Source organism: Mycobacterium sp. FW102-FHT13B02, from assembly GCF_058790275.1.
This window is the reverse complement of the sequence record NZ_JBYTCM010000022.1, coordinates 1-19,681: the sequence shown is the minus strand read 5'-3', so window position 1 is coordinate 19,681 and position 19,681 is coordinate 1. Positions and strand designations below refer to the sequence as shown.

Here is a 19,681-nt window from a genome sequence, read left to right as displayed (position 1 = left end):
CATTACGGCTTCACCCCTCCATGTTGCGTCGCTGTGCCTGCTGGAATCTTGAACGGATCGGCAGCCTGTCCGGACAGGTTCGCCAGTGCGCCCAACAGGAAGTCCGGCGGGTTGATCACTTCGTCCAGGTGCCTCATGTTCGGGTCGAAAGCGCCGGAGGTGGGGAAGACGGTCTCACCCAGGCGGCGCAGCGTCAGATCGAACGTCACGTACACGTTCAGGTAGTCACCGCGCACCGCGTTCTTGAAGTACTTGTTGGAGAACGGGAACGTCGCCATCAGATCCTGGTCGTGGATGAAGTCGTCGGCGTTGTCGTTGAGCGCTTTGATGATCGGGAAGAGGTCCTTGAAGTCGGCCGCGAAGTCATCCTTGGTTGCGGCCATGACCTTGGCACCGACGACCGCGAGCTTCCGCAGCGCGGTGAACGCATCCACGATGTTCTTGCGGTTGTCATTGAGGACTTTGATCGCCCCCGGCAGGGTCTCGAGCGTGCGGCCCAGGCCGTCCTTGCTCTTGGCCAGGATCGAGGCGAAGCGGTTCAGCCCGTCCATGGCCCCGATGATGTCGGTGGTCTGCTTGTCCAGGGACTGGGTGAGTTCGGCCAGTCGCGGAATGAAGTCGACGAACTGCCCGGCCCGGCCCGCGACGGCGGCATAGGCCTCATCGGTGATGTCCTGCAGCGCACCGAGATTGCCCTTGTTCACGACGAGGCCCAGCGACGACAGCACCTCTTCGGTGGTCGGGTACCGGCCGGTGTGCGCCAGTGGAATCTCCGAGCCCTGCTTGAGCCGGCCCTGCGGAGCCTCCCCGACCGGTTCCGACAGCTGCACGTGCTGCGAACCCAACAGCGACGTCTGGGCGACCTTCGCTCTGGCGTTCGCCGGCAGCTTCACATCGCCGTTGATCGACAGCTTCACCGCGGCATAGAACGTGCCGTCGGGGCGCTGGACCGCGTCCAGGCCCGACACGCTGCCGACGGTGACGTCGTTGACCATCACCGGTGAGTTCTGCGGCAACGTCGCGACGTCGGGCAGCTGCACCGTGATGGTGTAGGAGCCGGCGCCGTGGCCCTTGGTACCGGGCATGTCCAGCGAGTTCAAGCCACCGAACTGACAACCGGCGAGCACCGCGGCACTCGATCCGAGGGCCAGGGCCTTCACAACCGCCTTCATCAGTTGCCACCTCCAGCTTCGGCGGGCAGCGGTGCACCCACGGGCGCGGCGGGCGCCGGGGCAGGTCCGGGTAGCGGGCCCGAACCGTTCAGCGGCGTCGGGCCGGGTCCCACCGGCGGCGTGGCCGGCGAAATCTGGCCCGGGATGGCGGGCGGCGGCAGGATCAGGTCGCTGAGCGATCCGTCCGGCTGGACCTTCGGCGGGATGACGCCAGGTGCGGCATTCCACTGCAGGTACGGCACCGGAGTCTGCGCCTTGGCCTCGGTCTGCGGGGTGTCGTAGATGAGCTGACCCTTGTACGCGGTGATGCTGTTGATCGGGTGGAACAGCACCGGCGGATAGTTCATCGCGATCCGGCGCAGCACCGGGCCCATGCGCTGACGGCAGATCTCCGCGCGCTTGTAGTTGTCCGGGGTGGCGCCGACGTCGAAGTTACCGCCGCACAGGAACTGCACCGGGTTGGAGAAGTTCGGCAGCGACAACAGACCGTCCAGCGAGCCCTGCGCCGGGTTGTAGATGTTGTAGAAGTTGGCCAGGCCGTTCGGCGTCACGTGCAGGACCTGCTCGATGTTGTCGCTGTTGTCCGCCAGCACCTGGGTGAATTCGGCCAGCTTGCCGACCTGATCGATCAGGGCCGTGTTGTTGTCTTTCAGCAGGCCCTTGACGTCGACCAGGGCCTGGTTCAGGGCGCCGAGGGTCTGGTCCAATCCGGCCGAGCTCTCGGCCAGCACCTGCGAGACCGACGCCACGTGGTCGGTGAACTGCACGATCTGTTCGTTGCTGTTCGACAGCGCATTGACCAGGATTTGCAGGTTCTTGATGGTGCCGAACAGGTCACCACGCGAATCACCAAGGCGCCCAGCGGTTTGCGATAGTTCACGCAAGGCATTACGGAACGAGTCGCCCTTACCGTCCAGGGTGTCGGCCGCTTGGTTGATGAACGCACCGAGCGGGCCCTGCGGCGCGCCGTCCTGCGGACCGAGCTGCGCGCTGAGCTGAGTCAGCTGCTTCTTCACGTCGTCCCACTCGACCGGGACACCGGTCCGGCTCAGCGGCACCTCGGCGCCGTCCGCCAGCGCGGCACCACCGCTGTAGGCCGGGGTGAACTGCACGAACCGGGCTGCCACCAGGTTCGGCGAGATGATGATCGCCCGCGCATCGCCCGGGATCTTCACGCCGTCCTTCACGGTCATGGAGACCTTGACCGAATTGGGCTGCGGCTCAACCGCATCGATGGTGCCGACCGGCACCCCGAGCACCCGCACATCGTCACCGGCGTACAGGCCGACAGCGTTGGTGAAGTAGGCGACCACATTGTGGCCACCACGCGACGGCCACAGCAGGTAGGCGCCGCCGGCGACGAGCGCCACCAGCGCAACCACGAGCGCGATGATCACGCCGCGCGACTTCAGGTTCTTCATCATGGCGACTTCGGCCTCACGACGATCCGTTCAGAGATGTAGCCCTTCAGCATGTCGCCGAGGCTGGCCGGCAGCTTGCCCGGCTGGAAGTAGGTGTCGAGCAAGACTTCCGACATCGTGGCCGGCGGTAGGCCGTACAGGTTGATGTTGAAGCCCGGGCCGTTACCGACCACCTCACCGAGCGCGGTGGCGTAACCCGGCAGCCGCTTGAGCGCCTCGCTGATGTGCTCCTTGCGCTTCAGCAATTCGTCCAGCACCAGGTTCAGCTGCTTGAGGGCCGGACCGAACTCCCGCTTGTTGTCCGCCACAAACCCTGAAAGCTGTTGTGAGACACCGCGAATACCGGAAATCAGCGTGCCCAGCGACTGACGCCGCTCGTCCAGCGCGGCGAACAGCTGATTGCCGTCGATGACCAATTTGTTCACCTGGTCGGCGCGCTGCGCCAGGGTGTCGGACACCTTCTTGGCGTGCCCGAGTAGCTGTTCGAGCGCCTGGTCGCGGGTGTTCAGGCTGCGCGACAGGGCCGCCACACCGTCGAGCGCGCCACGCAGCTGCGGCGTCGCGTCATGCAGCGTGTCGGTCAGCACCTTGAGGGCCTGCTCCATCTGCGGCTTGTCCAGCTCACTGGTGTTCTGGCCCAAATCCTGCAGCGCGGTGTTGATGGTGTACGGAGTCGTGGTGCGGCCCAACGGGATAACCGTGGCTTCCTTCGTGCCCTTCGGGGTGACCCAGAGAGACTTCTGCCCCAGCACGGTGTCGGTCTTGATCGATGCCAGCGACTGGTCGCCCACCACGATCTGACGGTCGACGGTGAAGTTCACCTTCGCCGAGGTCCCGGAGAGCTCCACGTCCCCGACCTTGCCGACCTTGATGCCCGCGACGCGGACGTCACTGCCCGGCGTGATACCACCGGCGTCGCCGAAGTACGCGGAGTAGTTCTTGCCCTGCGGCCAGAACGGCAGCCCGGTGTAGCCGAACGAGATCAGCACCAGGCACACCACGATGAACACACCGAGAATGCCGGTGCGGAGTGGATCTTTTTCCGGCTTAGCCACTTTCGGAGCACCTGCCCTTCGACGGATCCGCGGGACCACCGAACGGCACGATCAGATCGCTACCCGCGGGGCCACTCATCTTGATCTTCACCGAGCAGTAGTAGATGTTGAAGAACGCACCATAGGCACCGAGGGCGTTGAGTCGCAGATAGTCCTCCGCGAGGTTCTCGATGACCGGGTTCACGTCGCCCCGGCGCTCGTACATGCGCTGTGCGAACGGACGGGCGTTCTCGATGACGCCCTGCACCGGGCGCCGCGACTTCTGCAGCATCTCGGTCAGGTCGTTCTCGGCCGAGGCCAGCGGGCCGATGGCACCGGCGATCGGGTCGCGCCCCTCGGCCAGGCCGGTGATGAGCTGCTGCAGCTGGTCGATGCTGGTGTTGAACTGGGCGCCCTTGGCGTCGACCGTGCCGAGCACCGTATTGAGGTTGGTGATCGTGTCGCCGATCAGCTGGTCGCGGTCGGCCAGCGTCTGGCTGAACGAACCGGTGTTGGACAGCAGGTCGTTCAACGCGCCGCCCTGCCCCTGCAGGGCCTCGATCATGGCGGCGGTGATCTCGTTGACCTTCTTGCCGTCCAGGCCCTTCACGACCGGGCGCAGACCGCCGAGCAGCGCGTCGAGGTCGAGCGCGGGCTGAGTGTTGGCGAGGGCAACGGTGCCGCCGGCGGGCAGCTTGCGCAGCTCGCCGGGGCCGGAGGTGATCTCCATGTACCGGTCGCCGACCAGGTTCTGGTAGCGGATGACGGCGCGGCTCGAGCTGTACAGCTGGTAGCGCTCGTTCAGCGTGAACTTGACGTCGACGGTGTTGTCGCTCTTGAGCTTCACGCTCTTCACCGAGCCCACCGCGACACCCGCGATGCGGACGTCCTCGCCGGCCTTGAGCCGGGACGCGTCGGTGAAGTTGGCGTGATAGGTGTTCGACGAGGCGAAGCGGAACTGGCCGAACACCACCACCAGGCCCGCGGCGACCAGCAACATCACGACGGTGAACACCGTGACGTTGATCATTTCGCGCCTGTGTCTCATGGGCGGCCCCACTCACTCGCGGACATCAGTAGCGGTCCCTCTCTGCGTAGGCACCGGAGAACAGGAACTGCAGCGTCGAGGGCGCGTCGAACTGCAACTCGGTGTTCGGCTGGAACGGGATGTAGGCGTTGTCCGTCACCAGGAATGGCGTGTGGTACCAGGAACCACCGAACTGCTTGGACGGGACGTCCGGAAGGCCACGGCAGTTCGGGCCACCCGAGGCGTTCACCATCGGGAGGCTCTCGGGGTAGGTGTAGTTGGGCGCCCCCGGGAAGAAGTTCGAGGAGACGAACAAGCCCGGCTTGACGCCACCGAACACCGGGCCGAAGCGGTCCACGGCCTTCGACAAGCCCTGGATGAGGCATGGGAATTCCGGTGAGTAGTCACCCAGGACCTTCAGCGGGGCCCGCAGCCGCTGGATGGCGGCGATGTAGTCGTCGGCGGCCGGGGAGATGGTCGCATACGCGTTGTTGGCGAACCCGGTGGACGCGAGCAGCGCGGCGTTCAGGTCGTCCTTCTCGTCGATCAGCGTCTTGCTGACAGCCGGCGCGTTGTCCAGGACCTTCGCCAGGTCGGGCCCGGCGTCGCCGTAGATGCCGGCGACCGTCGAAGTGTCCTTGAGGTCCTGCTGCAGCGTCGGCAGCTTGGGGTTGAAGTACTCCAGGTACTTGCTCAACCCAGCCACCGCGGCACCGGCGTCGTCGCCGTGGCCCCGCAGGCCCTCACCGAGCGCGGTCACCGTGGCGTTCAGGCTGACCGGGTCGATCTTGTCGAGCAGGTCGGTCAGCGTCTGGAAGACGGTGTTCATCTCCAGCTGGACGTCCTTGGCCTGCACCTGGGCCCCGGGACGCAGTGATTCCTTCGACGGGTGCTCCGGCGGCAGGAATTCGACCGACTTGGCGCCGAACACCGTCGTGCTGCCGAGCCGGACCCGGGCGTTGGACGGGATGTAGCGCATCTGGTCGCTCAGGACGGCCAGCTTCAGCTTCGCCTGGTCACCGGCGTAGTCGATCTGCTCGACCTTGCCGACCTGGATGCCGCGATACTTGACCTTGGCATCGGGATCCATGACCAGACCGGCGCGGGGCGCCAGGACCGAGACGGTGTCGGTGGGCGTGAATGCCGCGGTGTACGACAAATAGGTGAACACCACGGCGGCCAGAATGACGCTGATCAGCACCGCTGCCGCGATTCTGACGTGGCTGCGTTTAGGACCACCGGAAGACATCGACGCGCACCCCCTATCCGGAGAGGTTGAAGTTGCCGGACGCGCCGTACACGGCCAGGGAGATGAGCAGGACGATGGTGACGACCACGATCAGCGAGGTCCGCACGGCCTGACCGACGGCGATACCCACGCCGACGGGTCCGCCACTGGCGTTGTAGCCGTAATAGGTGTGCACCAGCATGACCGCGACGGACATGACGATGGCCTGCAGGAATGACCACAAGAGGTCGGTGGGCACCATGAAAGTGCTGAAGTAGTGGTCGTACAGACCGGCCGACTGGCCGTTGATGTAGACGGTGGTGGCCCGCGCCGCGAAGAACGATGCCAGGACGGCCAGAGCGTACAGCGGGATGACGGCGATCAGGCCCGCGATGATGCGGGTGGATACCAGATACGACACCGAGTGCACCGCCATCGATTCGACGGCGTCGATCTCCTCGGCCACGCGCATGGCACCCAACTGGGCGGTACAACCGGCGCCGATGGTGGCGGCCAGTGCGATACCCGCGATGATCGGCGCAACGATGCGCACGTTGAGGAAGGCCGACAGGAAGCCGGTGAGGGCCTCGATACCGATGTTGCCCAGCGAGGAGTAGCCCTGGACCGCGATCACGCCGCCGGAGGCCAGCGTCATGAACGCCGCGACACCGACGGTGCCGCCGATCATCACCAGCGCGCCGGTACCCATGGTCATCTCGGCGATGAGCCGGATGGTCTCGCGGCGGTAGCGGGTCAGCGCGTTGGGGATGTATCGGAAGGACTCCCCGTAGAACAGCGCCTGCTCACCGATGCCGTCGAAGACGGCTGGCACTGCCCTGAACATTCGTTTGAAGCGGAGCGTTGCGTCGTAACTCATGGCCGAATCACCTCACCAGTACTCGGACGCCGATGGCGGTCATGATCACGTTGATGACGAACAAGCAGATGAAGGCGTAGACCACGGTCTCGTTCACCGCGATGCCGACGCCCTTGGGGCCGCCCTTGACGGTGAGTCCGCGGTAGCAGCCCACCATGCCGGCGAGCAGACCGAACAGCACGGCCTTGATCTCGGCGAGCATCAGCTCACCCAGGCCGGTCAGCACCGTCAGGCCGTTGATGAACGAACCCGGGTTGACGCCCTGCAGGAAGACCGAGAAGACGTAGCCGCCCGAGATGCCGATGGCACACACCAGGTTGTTCAGCAGCACCGCGACGAAGGTCGACGCGAGGACGCGGGGCACCACCAGCCGCTGGATCGGATCGATGCCGAGCACGCGCATGGCGTCGATCTCTTCGCGGATGGTGCGGGCGCCGAGGTCGGCGCAGATTGCGGTGGCACCGGCGCCGGCGACCACCAGCACGGTGACGACGGGGCCCAGCTGGGTGACCGTTCCGAACGCGGTGCCTGCGCCGGAGAGGTCGGCGGCACCGATCTCACGCAGCAGGATGTTCAGCGTGAAGGCCACCAGGACGGTGAACGGAATGGCGACGAGCAGGGTCGGCACGAGCGATACGCGGGCGATCATCCAGGTTTGTTCGAAGAACTCCCGGAACTGAAAAGGCCGACGCCACATCTTTGTGAAGGTGTCGAGGGCCATCTCGAAGAACCCGCCGACGGCCCGGGCCGGAGCCGCAAGCTGTTCGATCAACCTTCGACTCCATTCTCGGTCCGGGTCGAGCAGTCACGGCGAAGAGTGGGGTTTCCCTCTTCCGCAGCGGCCTGCTCACCACGTAGTAACGCATGGCTCTTGTGAGCCGGCTCATAGTAGCTAGAACATGTTCGCAGTGGCAAAAGAACAGCAAAATCACTGGGAAACGACATATAATCGCAGCTCAGAGTAAATTTTGACGTTACCGTCATTGCAACAGGTTCTAGTTCCGACACGGCGCTTTCTACGCCGCGTCGGCACGAGATCCGGGACGTTCAGTCCCTCGACTCCATCAAGGCAGTCGCAGAGAAATTCCGCTCCGGATCGCGGTCAGCAAAATATCCGCGCAGCGTGGAACTCAGTTGGGTCATATCCCACTCAGCGGACGGCGCTGTGAAGTGACTCTCCACGGTGGGCGCTGCTACCAGGGTCACAGTCGGACCATAAACGATGAAAAGCTGCCCATTGACGTTTTCCGACGCCGGTGAGGAAAGGAAGCGCACCAATTTCACCACGTGTTCGGGAGAGAGCGGGTCGACCTCACCCTCACCGGGAGCCGCACCGAACACATCGGCCGTCATCGCGGTGCGGGCCCGCGGGGCGATGGCGTTCGCGCGCACGCCGTAGCGCTCCAGACCGCGGGCCGCGGTCAGGGTCAACGCGGTGATGCCGGCCTTGGCGGCACCGTAGTTCGCCTGTCCCACCGGACCGGCCAGTCCGGCCTCGGACGAGGTGTTGACGATCCGGCCGTACACCGTGCCGTCGGCCGACTCCTTCGCCTTGGCGCGCCAGTAGGTCGCGGCGTTGCGGGTCAGCAGGAAGTGGCCGCGCAGGTGGACCGCGATGACCGCGTCCCAGTCCTCGTCGGTCATATTGAACAGCATCTTGTCGCGGGTGATACCCGCGTTGTTGACCACGATGCTCAGCCCGCCGAGCTTGTCGGCGGTCTCGACGAGTTCGTCGGCGGTGCTGCGGGCGCTGATATCCCCCGCCACCGCGATGCCCTTCGAGCCGGCGGCCTCGATCTCGGCGAGCACGTCCGACTTGTCGAGCGCGCCGGCCATGTCGTTGACCACGACGGTGGCGCCTGCCTGCGCCAGGCCGATGGCCTCGGCACGGCCGAGGCCCGCGGCGGCGCCGGTGACCACGGCCACCTTGCCCGAGAGGTCGGTGGAGTCGATTTGGCTAGTCAATTTACGAATACCTCTAGTCTTTACGGATCAGGGCGGCGCGGGGGCATTCGGCGATGGCCTGCTCAGCGAGCGCTTCCTGGTCGGCGGGCACCGGATCGGCCTTGACTACCGCATAGTCGTTGTCGTCCAGATCGAAAAGGTCCGGCGCAATTCCCACGCAAACCGCGTTTCCTTCACAGCGGTCGTGATCGACTTCAACCCGCATGACACCCTCCTGACAGCCCGGATTTCGACGGTGAGGCCAACATAACGACCCCGCCATGGCGATGCCAGTGTGGCACGCTCTGGACCCCAAGACTAGAACGTGTTACAAGTTTGAGTAGGCATGGGTTGCCGAAAGCCGCCCGTGCACATGACCGAAATATCCCAATAGCCACTGGTAAGGATGACTTCGATGCGGATCGGCTACACCCCCGAGCAGGAGGAGTTGCGGCGCGAACTGCGCTCGTACTTCACCAAACTCATGACCCCCGAGCGCGCGGAGGCATTGGCATCCAATGACGGCGAGATGGGTCGCGGCAACGTCTACCGCGAGACCGTCGAACAGATGGGCAAGGACGGCTGGCTGACGCTGAGCTGGCCGAAGGAGTACGGCGGCCAGGCCCGGCCCCCCATGGACGGCCTGATCTTCAACGACGAAGCCGCCATCGCCAACGTCCCCGTGCCGTTCCTGACCATCAACTCGGTGGCGCCGACGATCATGCACTTCGGCACCGAGGAGCAGAAGAAGTTCTTCCTGCCCAAGATCGCCGCGGGCCAGCTGCACTTCTCCATCGGCTACTCCGAGCCCGGCGCCGGCACCGACCTGGCCTCGCTGCGCACCACCGCGGTCCGCGACGGCGACGACTACGTCATCAACGGCCAGAAGATGTGGACGTCGCTGATCGCCTACGCCGACTACGTCTGGCTGGCGGCCCGCACCAACCCCGAGGCCAAGAAGCACCGCGGCATCTCGATGCTGATCGTGCCCACCACCGCGGAGGGCTTCTCCTGGACCCCGGTGCACACCATGTCCGGCGTCGACACCAGCGCCACCTACTACCAGGACGTCCGCGTCCCGACCTCCAGCCTGGTCGGCGAGGAGCACGGCGGCTGGAAGCTGGTCACCAACCAGCTCAACCACGAGCGTGTCGCACTGGTCTCGGCGCAGCCGATCTACGTTGCGCTGGACGGGGTCCGGGAATGGGCCCAGAACACCAAGGACCACCACGGCAAGCGGCTGATCGACTCCGAGTGGGTGCAGCTGAACCTGGCCCGGGTGCATGCGAAGGCCGAAGTGCTGAAGCTGATCAACTGGGAGCTGGCCTCGGCCACCGATTCCGCCCCCTCCCCCGCCGACGCGTCGGCGGCCAAGGTGTACGGAACCGAACTGGCCACCGAGGCCTACCGGCTGCTCATGGAGGTGCTCGGCACCTCGGCCACCCTGCGCCGGGACACCCCGGGTGCACTGCTGCGCGGCCGCATCGAACGCTGGCACCGGTCGTGCCTGATCCTGACCTTCGGCGGCGGCACCAACGAGATTCAGCGCGACATCATCGGCATGGTCGCGCTCGGCCTGCCCCGAGTGAATCGCTAAGAGAGAGCGGCGAGAAATGGACTTCAAGACAACCGAAGCATCTGACGACCTCGGCGGCCTGGTCCGGTCCATCACCGAAGCGGTGGTGACCCCGGAGCGCCAGAAGGAGCTGGACAAGCTCGATGAGCGGTTCGACCGTGAGCTGTGGGCCAAGCTGATCGACTCCGACATCCTGTCCACCACCGCACCCGAGTCGGTGGGCGGCGGCGGTTTCGGCGCCCTGGAGCAGTCGGCCGTGCTGGTCGCCCTGGGCCGTCAGCTCTCGGCGGTGCCGTACCTCGAGTCGACCATCCTGGGCGCTGGCGCCATCGCCGAATTCGGTTCCGCCGAACTGCAATCCGAGTGGGCCGCCCCGGCGGTGGCCGGCAGCAAGATCGTCGTGCCCGCGCTGGACGGCGAGATGGGCCAGGGCCCGGTGCAGGCCACCGGGTCCGGCGAATCCGGGTACACATTGACCGGAACCCGCACCCAGGTCGCCTACGGTCCCGTCGCCGACGCCTTCCTGGTCCCGGCCGAAACCGATTCCGGTGTCAAGGTTTTCCTGGTCACCGCGGCCGATCCGGGCGTCACCGTCACGTCGCTGGACACCACCGGCCACGGCAGCGTCGCGCACCTGGACCTGCAGGGCACGGCCATTCCCGGTTCTCGTGTCGTGGGTGACGCGACGGTGCGCGAGTGGCTCCAGCTGCACAACGTCTTGGGCCGCAGCGCATTCCAGCTCGGTGTGGTGGAACGCGCGCTGGAGCTCACCGCGCTGTACGCCCGTGAGCGCGAGCAGTTCGACCGCCCGATCGGCAGCTTCCAGGCCGTGTCGTCCCGCTTGGCCGACGGCTACATCGACGTCAAGGCGCTGCGCCTGACGCTGACCCAGGCCTCCTGGCGGGTGTCCGAGGGGCTGCCCGCCGAGGTGGACGTCAACACCGCGGCATTCTGGGCCGCCGAGGCCGGACACCGGGTGGCGCACACCGCGGTGCACGTGCACGGTGGTGTCGGCATCGACATGGATCACCCGGTGCACCGGTACTTCCTGGCGGCCAAGCAGACCGAGTTCGCGATCGGCAGTGCCACCGGGCAGCTGCTGCGCATCGGGCGCGAACTGGCCGAAACGCCTGTCTGATTGATGTCCGCTCGTCCCACCGTCAGCGACCTGCTGCGCCCACTCGTCGACGTCACCGACCGCGGGTTGTACGACTGCGCTACGGCGCCAGACGGTGCCTCGCAAGAGGATGATGGCGGCCCGGCTGATCTGATCAGCTGGGCCGACCACATCGCCGCCGGGGCCCAGCTGGCCGCGGCGTTGAAGGCTCGACTGGATCCGGCCAAACCGCCGCATATCGGTGTGCTGCTGAGTAATACGACGTTCTTCTCGTCGCTGCTGGTGGCCGCCGCGTTGGCGGGCCTGGTACCCGTGGGCCTGAACCCCACGCGCCGCGGTGCCGCGCTGGTCGGCGATGCCGAGCGGTCCGACTGCCAGCTGGTACTGGCCGACAACCCAGAGCTGGTCCCGGCCGGTCTCGACGCCGCGGGTATCGATGTCATCGATGTCGAATCTGCTTCATGGGCAACCGAACTCGCAGGATTCGCCGGCGCGCCGGTGCAGTTCGCCGACGTCGGCCCCGACGACCTGTTCATGCTGATCTTCACCTCGGGCACCAGCGGTGACCCGAAGGCCGTCCGGGTCACCCACGACAAGGTGGCATTCCCGGGCCGGATGCTGGCCGGCCGGTTCGGCCTCGGCCGCGACGACACGTTCTATCTGTCCATGCCGCTGTTCCACTCCAACGCGGTGATGGCTGGCTGGGCGGTGGCGCTGGCGGCCCAGGGATCGATCGCGTTACGCCGCAAGTTCTCCGCCTCGGGGTTCCTCCGGGACGTCCGTCGCTACGGCGCTACCTATGCCAACTACGTCGGCAAACCGCTGTCGTACATCCTGGCCACTCCGGCGAAACCTGACGACACCGACAATCCACTGAAATTCATGTACGGCAACGAGGGCGCCCCGCGGGACCTGGACCGGTTCGCACAGCGTTTCGGCGTCATCGTCGTCGACGGTTTCGGTTCCACCGAAGGCGGTGTCGCTGTCGCCCGCACCCCGGACACCCCGCCCGGCGCACTGGGCCCGCTGACGGACGAGGTGGCCATCGTCGACGTGGAGACGGGACTGCCGTGCCCGCCCGGTGTTGTCGGCGAACTGGTGAACCCGACCGGCCGCGGCTGGTTCCGCGGCTACTACAACAACGAGGCCGCCGAGGCCGAGCGCATGGCCGGCGGCATCTATCACACCGGCGACCTGGCCTACCGGGACGACGCGGGGTTCATCTATTTCGCTGGGCGCCTTGGTGATTGGATGCGAGTCGACGGCGAGAACCTCGGCACCGCACCCATCGAGCAGGTGCTGCTGCGGCATCCCGACGTGGTCGAGGCGGCGGTGTACCCGATACCCGATCCCGCGGTCGGCGACCAGGTGATGTCGGCGCTTGTCCTGCTCGACCACGCCGAGTTCTCCGCGGACGACTTCAGCGCCTTCCTGGCCGCCCAGGAGGATCTGGGCCCCAAACAGTGGCCCCGGTTCGTCCGCGTCGCCACGACGCTGCCGCGCACCGAGACCTTCAAGGTCATCAAGCGGCAGCTGTCGGCCGAGGGTACCGACTGTGCCGACCCGGTTTTCGCGATCGCCCGCTAGCCGTCGTGGACCGGGATGGCCTCGACGAGCGACACCGGCCCGGCCGTCGAGACCACCCGGGTCTGCCGAAAACCGGCGTGCGCCAGCAGGTCCGCGTACTCCGAACCGGTACGTTCCCGGCCGCCGGCAGCCACCAGCATCTCCAGATCGAGGAGCATGCCGGGGTGGTGCGGCGCGCCGTCCGGCAGCACCATTTCGATGAGGGCCACGGTCCCGGCCGGGTCGATCGCTTTGCGGATGTTCCGCAGGATCACGAGCGCGCTGTCCTCATCCCAGTCGTGGATGATCGTCTTGAGCAGGTAGGCATCCCCACCCTCGGGGACCGCGTCGAAGAACGAGCCACCGGTGACGGTGATCCGGTCGGCCACCCCGGCCGCATCCAGCACCGGACCGGCTCCGGCGACGACGGACGGCAGGTCGAACAGCACGCCACGGGCTTCAGTGGCCTGCTGCAGCACCGCGGCCAGCAGCGCCCCGTGGCCGCCACCGACGTCGACGATCGTGCGGAAACGACCGAAATCGTAGGCGGGCACCAGGGTTTCGATCGCCATGGCGGATACCGCAGTCATGGCGTTGTTGAACACCTCCGCCAGGTCGCGATCGGTCTCCAGGTATTCGAAGATGGGCATGCCGCGGAGCATCTCCGCGGAGGTCTTGCCGGTCTGCACCGAGTAGAGCAGCTGGCCCCAGTGCTCCCAGTGCTTCGGGTGGCCGACGAACTGCAGCATGGGCGCCATGGAACCGGGCGCATCGGACCGCAGCGCCTCCCCGAGCCGGGTCAGCGCGAACCGGCCGTCGCGGTCCTGCTTGAGCAGCGCGTTACTGGCCAACGCCCGCATCAACCGGAAAGTGGCTCCAGGATCGGAGCCCACGCGGCGAGCGACGTCGTCGGCCGTTGCCGGACCGCCGGCGAGGGCATCGAAGATGCCGAGTTTGGACGCCACGTACATGGCCTGGGTGAGCCAGCTGCCCTGCACCATCTCGAGCACGGTCAGATTGGCCGGCACCACGGCTTGGCGCAGCTGGCTCAAGCCGCCGCGAACCCGGCTGATGCCGTCGACAAGCCAGCCGGGCGGTGGTTTTTGCGCGATTGCCACGGTGCACACAGTAACGCCACAGCTAATCCCTACGCCAGACCTGATCGGCGCCGCCCGAGTCCGGCTCACAGGAACACCGCGAGCCCTGTCGATTAGTCTCGGCCGTATGAGAACGTCCGCGATCACCGGCCTCGTCGCGGCAGCGACCGCACTGTCTGTGGTGCTGGCCGGGTGCGACTCCGGCAAAGACGCGAGCGCGTCGACCGTCAACGCGACCAGCGCCGCGGCGACAGCGGCGGCCACCGGTCCGGATGCGGCCGGCGACAAGGCAACTGACGGCCCCAACCCGACCATCGCCAGCTACATCAAGGACCACAAGATCACCGAGCTGCAGGTGCACCGCACCGACACCGGCGAACCGAAGGTCGAACTGCCGAAGCCGGACGGCTGGAAGTCCACCGGTGACGACAACCCGGCATGGGCGTACGACTCGATCATCTACAACGGCACTGTCGATCCGAAGGACTACGCGCCCAGCGTGGTCGCGCTGCTGTCGAAGCTGACCGGTGACGTCGACGCCAAAGCGCTGATGGCCACCGCGCCCGGAGAGATTCAGAACCTGCCGGGCTTCACGCCGTCCGGTCCCGGTACGGAAACCACGATCCGCGACTACCCCGCCTACCGGATCGCCGGTACCTGGGTGTCCGACGGCAAGACCAAGTTCGTGGCCCAGCAGACGGTGATCTTCCCGTCGAACGGCGCCACCTATGTGCTGCAACTGAATTCGGATGGCTCGGCGGACCAGACGCCGATCATCCAGGCGGCCACCGACGCGGTCGCCAAGCAGGTCACCATCACCCCGTGACGAATGATCCCGTGTCCCCTGCGCTTTCGGGCGCGGGGAACACGGGATCATCGACAGGACGTCAGTTGTCGCGGATGGCGTCCAGACGCTTGGTGGCGGCCTCGAACTCGGCGACCAGCTCGGCGATGATCACCTCGACCGGGCGGATTTCGTTCATCCGGCCGACGATCTGACCGACCGGCATCGCGACGGCGGTCGGGTCACCGGACTCGTTCATCCGCTGGTGGGCCTCGCTGACCAGGATGTTCTGCAACGGCATCGGCAGCGGATCGGGCGCGCCTTCGGCGTCCCAGGCGTCGGTCCAGCGGCTCTTGAGCAGCCGGGCCGGCTTGCCGGTGTAGATCTTGCGGCGGACGGTGTCGGCCGAGGTCGCGTTCAGCATCGCCTGCTGCACAACGGAAACGCCCGACTCCAGGCGTACACCCAGGTCGTATTCGGCCGAGGTCAGGAACGCCGACCCCATCCAGACACCCTGCGCGCCGAGCGCCAGCGCGGCGGCGAGCTGCCGCCCGGTGCCGATACCCCCGGCGGCCAGTACCGGGGCCGAACCACCAAGCGCGTCAACGATTTCCGGCCACAGCACGATGGAACCGATCTCCCCGGTGTGGCCACCGGCCTCGTGCCCCTGCGCGACGACGATGTCGACGCCGTTCTCCACGTGCCGCACCGCGTGCTTGGCCGAGCCGGCCAGGGCCGCGACCGGGACACCGGCGGCGTGCGCCTGATCGATGACGTCCTTCGGCGGTGAACCGAGCGCGTTGGCGATCAGCTTGATCGGGTGCTTGAGTGCCACCTCGACGTGGCTGCGGGCCACCGAGTGCAGCCAGCCCAGCACGCCCTCGTTCTTCTCTTCGTCCGCCGGCAGCGGCGCCACCCCGAGATCGGCGAGGGTCTTCTCGACGAAGTCCTTGTGCCCCTGCGGGATCAGCTTGTTGATGTCGACGCTGGTGCCCTCGGTGGGGACCTTGGCCGGCATCACGATATCGACGCCGTAGGGCTTGCCGAGAGTGTTGGCATCCATCCACTGCAGGACGTTCTCGAGGTCGTCGGCGTCGTTGAACCGGACGCAACCCAGCACCCCCATGCCGCCGGCGCGGGTCACCGCCGCAGCCACCTTCTCCGACGGCGTGAACACGAAGATCGGGTATTCGATCCCGAAGCGTTCGCAGAGTTCGGTTTTCATTCTCATATCCCTAACTAGGCTTGTGCGCCTGCGTGTTTCGCGTGCACCTCATCGGCAGGACGCGCCTCGGTCTGCTCCTTGGCCCAGCGGTAGTCGGGCTTGCCGGCCGGGGAGCGCTTGACCTCGTCGACCAACCAGAGGCTGCGCGGCACCTTGTAGCCGGCGATCTCGCTGCGCACGAACGCATCCAGGTCGGCCAGCGACGGTTTGCTGCCCTCACGCGGGTGCACGACGGCGGCGACATGCTGACCGAAGCGCGGGTCCGGGACGCCGACGACCAACGCGTCAAACACGTCCGGGTGCCCCTTCAGCGCGGCCTCGACCTCTTCGGGGTAGATCTTCTCGCCACCGGAGTTGATCGACACCGAGCCGCGGCCCAGCATGGTCACGCTGCCGTCGGCCTCGACCTCGGCGTAGTCACCGGGGATCGCGTACCGGACCCCGTTGTAGGTGCGGAAGGTCTCGGCGGTCTTCTTCTCGTCCTTGAAGTAGCCGACCGGGATGTGGCCGCACTTGGCGATGATGCCGCGCACGCCCGAACCCGGAACCACCTCGTTGCCGTCCTCGTCGAGGACCTTGGTGTTCTTGTCGATGGTCACGCGCGGGCCACCGGTGTGCGACTGGCCCTTCGCCACGATGCTGGTACCACCGAAGCCGGTCTCCGAAGAACCGATGGAGTCGGTGATCACGCGGTTCGGCAGCAGCTCGAGGAACTTTTCCTTGAGGCTGGTCGAGAACAGTGCGGCGGTGCTGGCGAGCAGGAACAGCGACGACAGGTCGTACTCGTTGCCGGCTTCCTGGTGCGCCAGCAGCGCGTCCAGCAGCGGCCGGGCCATCGCGTCGCCGGTGAAGAACAGCAGATTCACCTTGTGCTCGTGGATCATTCGCCATGCCGCGTCGGCGTCGAACTCCGGCATCAGCACCACGGTGTGGCCGGTGAACAGAGCCATCCAGGTGGCCGACTGCGTCGCGCCGTGGATCATCGGCGGGATGGGAAGCCGGATCATCGGAGGGTTGGCGGCGGCCTGCTTGGACAGGTCGTACTCATCGGCGACCGGCTCGCCGGTGGCGAAGTCGGTGCCGCCGAACAGGACTCGGTAGATGTCCTCGTGCCGCCACATGACGCCCTTGGGGAATCCGGTGGTGCCGCCGGTGTACAGCAGGTAGATGTCGTCCTCGCTGCGTGGGCCGAAGTCGCGCTCGGGCGAGCTGTCGGCGATGGCGGAGTAGAACTCGACGCCGCCGTACCTGAGGTAGTCGTCGGCTGGACCTTCCGTGCCGTCCTCCACGACCAGGATGGTCTTCAGCAGCGGCAGCTCTGGCAGCACGTTGGCAACGCGGTCCGAGTACTGGCGCTCATGGATCAGGGCGACCATGTCCGAGTTGTCGAACAGGTACTTCAGCTCACCCTCGACGTACCTGAAGTTGACGTTGACCAGGATGGCGCCGGCTTTGATGATGCCGAGCATGCCGATCACGATCTCGATACGGTTGCGGCAATACAGCCCAACCTTGTCGTCCTTCTTGACGCCCTGGGACTGGAGGTAATGGGCCAGGCGGTTGGCCTTCTCCTCCAACTCGGCGTAGGTCAGCTTTTCGTCGCCACAGATGAGTGCGACACGGTCCGGCACAGCATCGATGGCGTGCTCGGCAAGATCTGCGATGTTCAGAGCCACGTTACATAAACTAGAACGTGTTACATTTTGTGACAAGTCTAACGATCTCGAGACCGGAAGTTGGTACCCGTGAGCGAACCCGAAAAAGGCCCCGACGCCCTCATTGAGCAGCGCGGACACACGCTGATCGTCACTTTGAACCGGCCCGAGGCCCGCAATGCCCTTTCGGGCGAGATGCTCTCGATAATGGTCGAAGCGTGGGACCGCGTCGACAGCGATCCCGAGATCCGCACCTGCATCCTCACCGGCGCCGGCGGCTACTTCTGCGCCGGTATGGACCTCAAGGGCGCCACCAAGAAGCCGCCGGGCGACTCGTTCAAGGACGGCAGCTACGACCCGTCGCGCATCGACGGTCTACTCAAGGGCCGCCGCCTGACCAAGCCGCTGATCGCGGCGGTCGAGGGCCCGGCCATCGCCGGCGGCACCGAGATCCTGCAGGGCACCGACATCCGCGTCGCCGGGGAGAGCGCCAAGTTCGGCATCTCCGAGGCCAAGTGGAGCCTCTACCCGATGGGCGGCTCGGCGGTGCGCCTGGTGCGCCAGATTCCGTACACCATCGCGTGCGACATGCTGCTGACCGGGCGGCACATCACCGCCCAGCAGGCGCTGGACTATGGGCTGATCGGCTATGTGGTGCCCGACGGCACGGCGCTGGACAAGGCCCTGGAGATCGCCGAGGTGATCAACAACAACGGTCCGCTGGCGGTGCAGGCCATCCTCAAGACCATCCGCGAGACCGAAGGCATGCACGAGCTCGACGCCTTCAAGCCCGACACGGCCAACGGCATCCCGGTGTTCCTGTCCGAGGACGCCAAGGAGGGCCCGCTGGCGTTCAAGGAGAAGCGCGCGCCGCAGTTCAAGATGCGCTGATGCACATCGCAGTGACGGGTGGCACCGGCTACGTCGGCGCCCACACCGTCCGCGCCTTACTGGCGGCCGGGCACACCGTCCGGCTGCTGGTGGTCCCCGGTGGCAGCGACGACGCCGCGCTCGAGGCGCTGGGCCGGCTGGGGCCGCTCGAGGTCCTGACCGGCGACATCCGTGATGCCGCAACTCTTTCCGAACTGCTGGCCGGCTGTGACGCCACGCTGCACGCGGCCGGCGTCGTCGGCACCGACAGCCGCCGGACCCAGCTGATGTGGGACATCAACGCGTATGCCACGGAGGCCCTGCTGACCGAGGCCGCCGAGTTGGGCCTCGACCCGATCGTGTCGGTGTCGTCCTACAGTTCTCTGTTCCCGCCGACCGACGGCGTCATCGGACCCGACACTCCCCCGGCGCCCGGCCGCAGCGACTACGCCCGCACCAAGGCCTACGCCGACCACGCGGCGCGGCGGCTGCAGTCCCGGGGCGCGCCCGTCGTCGTCACGTATCCGTCATCGGTGGTCGGGCCGGCCTTCCACACGGCAGTCGGTGTGACGCAACGGGGTTGGGACCCCATCGTGCGGTACCGCGTCGCCCCGCGCCTGCGTGGCGGCATGCAGATGGTCGATGTCGGCGATGTGGCGCGGGTGCACACGGCACTCATGCAGCCCGGTCGCGGACCGAAGCGCTATGTCTGCGGCGGTGTGATGCTGACGTTCGACCAGATGGTCGACGCACTACAGTCCGCGCTGGGGCGGCCGATCCGCCGGATTCCACTGTCACCCGGCCTGTTTCGCGGTATCGGCCGGGTTTCGGATTTCGCCGGACGCTGGCTGCCGCTGGCAGAGGGCCTGAGCTATGAAGCGGCCCTGCTCCTGACGGCCGCGGTACCCACCGATGACTGCGCGACCTTGTCCGACCTGAACCTGAGCTGGCGCGACCCCAGAGAGTCGATCGTCGAATCTTTTGCGTGATTTGTGCACGATTTTCCACGGCCAGTGGTTGTTGCGTTTTGATTGAGCGTGTCTGGGTGTTTTGACCTGGCGTTTCGGCAGAATGTGTTGGTGGCCAAG

18 protein-coding genes are annotated in these 19,681 nt (G+C 66.3%); 6 read left to right on the top strand and 12 right to left on the bottom strand.

Annotated features, from left to right (window positions below; all coding sequences use genetic code 11):
• Positions 1-2: 2 nt before the first annotated feature.
• The 9 genes from AC3WTE_RS26725 to AC3WTE_RS26685 form a co-directional block, all read right to left on the bottom strand.
• Complete coding sequence (locus AC3WTE_RS26725; RefSeq protein WP_492442434.1) at positions 3-1,172, bottom strand: MCE family protein; 1,170 nt, start codon at positions 1,170-1,172, stop codon at positions 3-5.
• Positions 1,172-2,593: an MCE family protein gene (locus AC3WTE_RS26720; protein WP_492442579.1), complete on the bottom strand. Its 1,422-nt coding sequence runs from the start codon at positions 2,591-2,593 to the stop codon at positions 1,172-1,174. The genes AC3WTE_RS26725 and AC3WTE_RS26720 overlap by 1 nt, the downstream gene beginning before the upstream one ends.
• A complete protein-coding gene (locus AC3WTE_RS26715) occupies positions 2,593-3,648 on the bottom strand; it encodes an MCE family protein (protein ID WP_492442432.1) in 1,056 nt (351 codons plus the stop codon). Before AC3WTE_RS26715 ends, AC3WTE_RS26720 begins: the two co-directional genes overlap by 1 nt.
• Positions 3,641-4,675, bottom strand: a complete 1,035-nt coding sequence (locus AC3WTE_RS26710) for an MCE family protein (RefSeq protein WP_492442430.1) — start codon at positions 4,673-4,675, stop codon at positions 3,641-3,643. The genes AC3WTE_RS26715 and AC3WTE_RS26710 overlap by 8 nt, the downstream gene beginning before the upstream one ends.
• Before the next feature lie 25 nt (positions 4,676-4,700).
• Positions 4,701-5,903 (bottom strand): MCE family protein, encoded by a 1,203-nt coding sequence (locus AC3WTE_RS26705; protein WP_492442428.1) that lies wholly within the window; start codon positions 5,901-5,903, stop codon positions 4,701-4,703.
• 13 nt (positions 5,904-5,916) lie between these two features.
• Positions 5,917-6,759: an MlaE family ABC transporter permease gene (locus AC3WTE_RS26700; RefSeq protein WP_459367023.1), complete on the bottom strand. Its 843-nt coding sequence runs from the start codon at positions 6,757-6,759 to the stop codon at positions 5,917-5,919.
• A gap of 7 nt (positions 6,760-6,766) precedes the next feature.
• Positions 6,767-7,531 (bottom strand): MlaE family ABC transporter permease, encoded by a 765-nt coding sequence (locus AC3WTE_RS26695; RefSeq protein ID WP_029105067.1) that lies wholly within the window; start codon positions 7,529-7,531, stop codon positions 6,767-6,769.
• A 275-nt stretch (positions 7,532-7,806) separates the two neighbouring features.
• Positions 7,807-8,724: a 3-oxoacyl-ACP reductase gene (locus AC3WTE_RS26690; protein WP_492442425.1), complete on the bottom strand. Its 918-nt coding sequence runs from the start codon at positions 8,722-8,724 to the stop codon at positions 7,807-7,809.
• Positions 8,725-8,737: 13 nt separating this feature from the next.
• Entirely contained in the window at positions 8,738-8,929 is a 192-nt protein-coding gene (locus AC3WTE_RS26685) for a ferredoxin (RefSeq protein WP_459367025.1), read from the bottom strand.
• A 189-nt stretch (positions 8,930-9,118) separates the two neighbouring features.
• Between AC3WTE_RS26685 and AC3WTE_RS26680 the strand changes: the two genes are divergently transcribed.
• From AC3WTE_RS26680 to fadD17, 3 genes are read left to right on the top strand one after another with little or no spacing between them, the layout of a single operon-like run.
• Positions 9,119-10,300, top strand: coding sequence for an acyl-CoA dehydrogenase family protein (locus AC3WTE_RS26680; RefSeq protein ID WP_459367026.1), 1,182 nt, complete (start codon positions 9,119-9,121; stop codon positions 10,298-10,300).
• Between the two features lie 16 nt (positions 10,301-10,316).
• Positions 10,317-11,417, top strand: coding sequence for an acyl-CoA dehydrogenase family protein (locus AC3WTE_RS26675; RefSeq protein WP_492442423.1), 1,101 nt, complete (start codon positions 10,317-10,319; stop codon positions 11,415-11,417).
• Positions 11,418-11,420: 3 nt separating this feature from the next.
• A complete protein-coding gene (gene fadD17, locus AC3WTE_RS26670; RefSeq protein ID WP_492442421.1) occupies positions 11,421-12,983 on the top strand; it encodes a long-chain-fatty-acid--CoA ligase FadD17 in 1,563 nt (520 codons plus the stop codon).
• Here the strand turns inward: fadD17 and AC3WTE_RS26665 are convergent.
• The gene (locus AC3WTE_RS26665; RefSeq protein ID WP_492442420.1) at positions 12,980-14,080 is read right to left on the bottom strand and encodes a methyltransferase; all 1,101 of its coding nucleotides are present in this window, start codon (positions 14,078-14,080) and stop codon (positions 12,980-12,982) included. The genes fadD17 and AC3WTE_RS26665 overlap by 4 nt on opposite strands.
• Before the next feature lie 106 nt (positions 14,081-14,186).
• Between AC3WTE_RS26665 and AC3WTE_RS26660 the strand changes: the two genes are divergently transcribed.
• Positions 14,187-14,885: an LpqN/LpqT family lipoprotein gene (locus AC3WTE_RS26660; protein ID WP_492442418.1), complete on the top strand. Its 699-nt coding sequence runs from the start codon at positions 14,187-14,189 to the stop codon at positions 14,883-14,885.
• Between the two features lie 61 nt (positions 14,886-14,946).
• Here AC3WTE_RS26660 and AC3WTE_RS26655 read toward each other — a convergent pair whose 3' ends face one another.
• Together AC3WTE_RS26655 and AC3WTE_RS26650 are read right to left on the bottom strand one after the other, a co-directional pair.
• Positions 14,947-16,068, bottom strand: a complete 1,122-nt coding sequence (locus tag AC3WTE_RS26655) for an NAD(P)H-dependent flavin oxidoreductase (protein ID WP_492442416.1) — start codon at positions 16,066-16,068, stop codon at positions 14,947-14,949.
• 14 nt (positions 16,069-16,082) lie between these two features.
• Positions 16,083-17,744 carry an acyl-CoA synthetase gene (locus AC3WTE_RS26650; RefSeq protein ID WP_492442415.1) on the bottom strand — a complete coding sequence of 554 codons (1,662 nt, stop codon included), beginning with the start codon at positions 17,742-17,744 and terminating at the stop codon, positions 16,083-16,085.
• Between the two features lie 69 nt (positions 17,745-17,813).
• On the opposite strand from AC3WTE_RS26650, the gene AC3WTE_RS26645 reads away from it, so the two are divergent.
• Both AC3WTE_RS26645 and AC3WTE_RS26640 read left to right on the top strand, forming a co-directional pair.
• Positions 17,814-18,614 carry a crotonase/enoyl-CoA hydratase family protein gene (locus AC3WTE_RS26645; protein ID WP_492442414.1) on the top strand — a complete coding sequence of 267 codons (801 nt, stop codon included), beginning with the start codon at positions 17,814-17,816 and terminating at the stop codon, positions 18,612-18,614.
• Positions 18,614-19,582, top strand: coding sequence for an NAD-dependent epimerase/dehydratase family protein (locus tag AC3WTE_RS26640; protein ID WP_492442412.1), 969 nt, complete (start codon positions 18,614-18,616; stop codon positions 19,580-19,582). The genes AC3WTE_RS26645 and AC3WTE_RS26640 overlap by 1 nt, the downstream gene beginning before the upstream one ends.
• The last annotated feature ends 99 nt before the right edge of the window (positions 19,583-19,681 follow it).